The 3,980-nt window shown below is 67.6% G+C and carries 5 protein-coding genes; 3 read left to right on the top strand and 2 right to left on the bottom strand.

Features of this window, described 5'->3' with window-relative positions:
* Positions 1-248: 248 nt before the first annotated feature.
* A complete protein-coding gene (locus V5A19_RS13775) occupies positions 249-1,601 on the top strand; it encodes a sensor domain-containing diguanylate cyclase (RefSeq protein ID WP_332327949.1) in 1,353 nt (450 codons plus the stop codon).
* Positions 1,602-1,616: 15 nt separating this feature from the next.
* Here V5A19_RS13775 and V5A19_RS13780 read toward each other — a convergent pair whose 3' ends face one another.
* Together V5A19_RS13780 and V5A19_RS13785 are read right to left on the bottom strand one after the other, a co-directional pair.
* The gene (locus tag V5A19_RS13780) at positions 1,617-1,745 is read right to left on the bottom strand and encodes an Hsp20/alpha crystallin family protein (protein WP_332327952.1); all 129 of its coding nucleotides are present in this window, start codon (positions 1,743-1,745) and stop codon (positions 1,617-1,619) included.
* Positions 1,746-1,760: 15 nt separating this feature from the next.
* Positions 1,761-2,120, bottom strand: coding sequence for an Hsp20/alpha crystallin family protein (locus V5A19_RS13785; RefSeq protein ID WP_332327950.1), 360 nt, complete (start codon positions 2,118-2,120; stop codon positions 1,761-1,763).
* Between the two features lie 359 nt (positions 2,121-2,479).
* Here V5A19_RS13785 and V5A19_RS13790 point away from each other — a divergent pair, with 359 nt between their 5' ends.
* Entirely contained in the window at positions 2,480-3,379 is a 900-nt protein-coding gene (locus V5A19_RS13790; protein ID WP_332327951.1) for an RsmB/NOP family class I SAM-dependent RNA methyltransferase, read from the top strand.
* The gene (locus V5A19_RS13795; protein WP_332317550.1) at positions 3,354-3,848 is read left to right on the top strand and encodes a hypothetical protein; all 495 of its coding nucleotides are present in this window, start codon (positions 3,354-3,356) and stop codon (positions 3,846-3,848) included. Before V5A19_RS13790 ends, V5A19_RS13795 begins: the two co-directional genes overlap by 26 nt.
* Positions 3,849-3,980 lie beyond the last annotated feature (132 nt).

Consider the following 3,980-nt stretch of genomic DNA (forward strand, 5'->3'; position numbering starts at 1 on the left):
CGGTCGCAACGACCACCAGCAGGACGCCTACGCCGTGGCCCGCTGGCTCGCCGAAACCGATGCCCGCGGGCTCCTGGATCGTTACCTGGAGCCGCCGTTGCTCCCCGCAGAGGCCGAAACGGCACGGCGGGAGGGCTGGATCCTGGGGGTGGATTGACCGCACCTAGGGGTTAACCCGTATTGGATGGGCCCGCTTTGTGGGGGCAATCTGGCTAGGGGGGGAATATAGGCGGCCGAGGAGGACCCCTGTGGCCCCATCCGCCCTTTTCTGGTGGCTGCTGGCAGCTGCCCTGGTCTTGGCCCTGGGCACGGGGGCCTGGGGGCTTCGGCAGTGGCGCCGGGCCCGGCGCCTGGCTGCCAGCGAGGTGCGCCTCCAAGCCCTTCTGGCCAACATGCCGTCGGCGGTGATCACCGCCGACGAGCTCGGCCGCATCCAGTCGTTCAATCCCGCCGCCGAGCGCATCTTCGGCTACCGGGCGGAGGAAGTGGCGGGCGCCAACCTCCGTCGGCTCATGCCCGAGCCCCACCGCAGCCAGCACGACGCCTACATCCGCCGCTACCTGGAGACGGGGGAGCCCCGCGTCCTGGGCCGGCCGGGCTACGAGGTGACCGGGCGGCGCAAGGACGGCACGGTGGTGCCGCTGCAGTTGAGCTTGAGCGAGGTGGCTATCGGCGGCTCCCGGCAGTTCATCGGGGTGCTGAGCGACTTCAGCGCCCACAAGGCCCTGCGGGAGGAGCTGGAGCACGAGGCTAGCTTCGCCAACGCCGTTATCAATAGCCTCCCCGGGGCCTTCTATCTGGTGGACCGGGAGATGCGCTACCACCGCTGGAACCGCAATTTCGAGCTGGTGACCGGATACAGCGGCGAGGAGATCGCTGCGATGAGAGCGCCGGATTTCTTCGACCCGGCGGACCACGAGCCCCAACGTGCGGCCATCGAAGAGGTGTTCTCCGAAGGGCAATCGACGCTGGAGGCCGACCTGATCACCAAAGGGGGAAACGCTATCCCCCATTTCTGGACAGGCTTTCGGGTGGAGCTGGACGGCGCTCCTTACCTGGTGGGCATGGGCATCGACATCAGCGAACGCAAGGCCCTGGAGGCCGAGCTCATCCAGCGTGCCACTACCGATCCCCTGACTGGTATCCCCAACCGCCAGCATTTCGAGCGGCATTTGGAGCGGGAGGTCGCCCAGGCCGACCGGACCGGGCGCATGCTGGCCCTGATCATGGCCGACCTGGACCACTTCAAAGCGGTCAATGACGGCAATGGCCACGAGGTCGGTGATGCCGTCCTGAGGGAGGCGGTGTCGGTGATCGGTCCCTGGCTGCGGGGCAGCGACCTGATCGCCCGATGGGGCGGCGAGGAATTCATGGTCCTGGCCCCGGAGACCGGTGCCGAGGGCGCCGGCGAGCTGGCCGAGCGGCTTCGCCAGGCGCTCGAAACCCATGACTTCCCGGGTGTGGGGGCCATGACCGCCAGCTTCGGGGTTGCCGAATACGCCCCCGGAGAGAATCCGGGGTCCCTGGTCCGTCGGGTGGACGCCGCCCTCTACCGGGCCAAGTGGGAAGGCCGCAACCGGGTGATGGACCAGCCGGGATAGGCGGTGGCAGCCGGGTTACCCGCCCTCCACCTCGATCCGGCGCCGTTTGGAGCGCTCGCTCTTGGGCAGGGTGACGCGCAGGACGCCGTTGCGGTAGCGGGCCCGGGCGCCTTTCTGGCTTACCTCGGCGGGCAAGGGCACCAGGCGCTCGAAGCGGCCTTAGGCGGCTTCCAGGACATAGAACCGGCCGCGGGTTTCCGCGTTCTCTACCCGCTTCTCGCCGCTTACCCGGAGGGTATGGTCGGCCACCTCGAGCTCGAAGTCCTGCGAGTCCGTGCCGGGAATCTCGAGGCGAACATGGACCTCGTCGGCCGTCTCCTGGACATCGGCGGCCAGGACGCCCCAGACAGGGCCCCGGTTGGGGAGGGGGTCCTCGCTGGCTGCCGCTTCCTCGGTGCTACGGGTGGGCACGAAGCGGGTGATGGCCCCGGAGGCCTGCTGGCGCAATTGCTCCCATCCCTCCCGCACGCTTTCCCAGGTACGATTCAGGCTTCGCTTGATGGGTTCCATGGTGGCCATGGGGGTAGCTCCTTGTGTGCTTTGGTTCCTGGACCCTGTCCAGGGGGTCACTAGGGAGAGCCGAAGTTTGCCGAGCTGCCGGCTCGGAGCGGGCCGTAAACCGCTCCGGAGACCTGGGCCCGGGTACGCCGAGCTCTAAGGCAACGCGGGAGCGCCGGAGGCGCCCAACCCGGCCCTGAGGGCATCTCCCGGTGGCGCTTCGCCGCCCGCCATCCGGGCTCCCAGGACGGCTGCGGCTGTCCAGGTCTGGATACTTAGGGCGGGTTTTCCGGAATTCAAGCCCCTGCCCGGGGGCTTGCCTGCACCCTCGCCTTCGGCTAGTTTAAGCCGTTTTCTCTGCACCCCCGGCTTGAGACCGCATGGACGCCCTACGCCGCTACGCCCCCATCGTCGATGACCTGGACGCCTTCCTGGCCTCGGCGGTCGCGCCCCTTCCCAAGGTCGTCTGGGCCAACCGCGTGCGGCTATCCGATACCGCAATGGCCGAGTTCCTGGCCCGGCGCTGCCCCGAGGCGGAAGCCCTGTCCTATCTGGATGGCACTTGGCGGGTTCCGGCCCAAGGGGTCCGTCCGGGCAAGTGGCCGGAGTTCGCCCTGGGCCTGATCCACACCCAGGAGGAGGTGAGCCTGTGGCCGGTGGCGGTGCTCGACCCCCGGGCGGGTGAGGCGGTGCTCGACCTGTGCGCCGCCCCGGGCAACAAGACCGCCGGCCTGGCCGTGGCCATGGGCGATGCCGGCTCGGTGCTGGCCAACGACCGCAAGTGGTCGCGGCTGCAGGGAGTCCAGGACATCGTGGCCCGGCTGGGTCTTACGGCGGTCATGGCCAGCCACATGGATGGCACGCAGTTCCCCGGGGAGACCCGCTTCGACCGCGTGCTGGTGGATGCCCCGTGCACCGGCGAGGGCACCAGCCGCAAGTCCCGCGGTGAGGCGGTGGATCTAAGCAGCGATTATTCCAAGATGCAGCGGCTTCAGAAGGGGCTGCTGCGGCGGGCGGTGGAGCTAGCCCGTCCGGGCGGCACCATCGTCTACAGCACTTGCACCTACGCCCCCGAAGAGAACGAGGCGGTCCTCGACGGCATCTACCCGGAGAAGGCCGCCATCGAGCCCATCGCCATGCCGCCGGAGGTGACGGTGGACCCTGGGATCACCGAATGGCAGGGCCAGCGTTACCGGGAGGACGTCGCCAACGCCATCCGCTTCTGGCCCCACCACAACGACACCGGAGGCTTCTTTGTCGCCCGGCTCCGACGTTTATAGGCCCTACCCAGAAGCCGAAGGGGTCTGGACCTATCTGGAAGAGCGCTTCGGCATGGACCGCTTGGACTTCGCCGAGCACCGCCTGTGGCAGCGGGGCGAGCGCAAGGGGGTGTGGCTCCTCCATCGCGAAGCCGAGCCGCCCACCGACCTCAAGGTGGACTGGCCCGGTTTGGCGCTGCTTCGCCAGCCCCTGCCCCGGGGCTTTCCCACCAACGCCTTCCTGCGCCGCTTCGGCCACTTGGCCAACGCCAACTGCTTCGACGTCGATTGGGACACCGCCCTGCGGCTGATGTACAACCACCAGCTCGAGCGCGAGCCCCTTGACGAACGCGGTGGCCCCTATATCGTCCGTTCGCCACTGGCTACCCTCGGACGTGGCTGGGTACGCCATGGCCGGCTGGTCTTGGACACCCCCAAGGCCTGGGTGAATCAGCTGCTACCGCGCACGGAGCTGGCTGAGACCGAATAGTTTTCAGTGTTCATTTTTAAGTCTTCAGTTACAGCAATGGGGAAAAGCTGGAACCTGCCAAGCCTATCCCTCTAATACCTGAACACTGAACACTGAACACTGAACACTGAACACTGAACACTGAACACTGAA

The sequence above is a fragment of the Thiohalorhabdus sp. genome, assembly GCF_036628635.1.
Classification (GTDB): Bacteria; Pseudomonadota; Gammaproteobacteria; order Thiohalorhabdales; family Thiohalorhabdaceae; genus Thiohalorhabdus.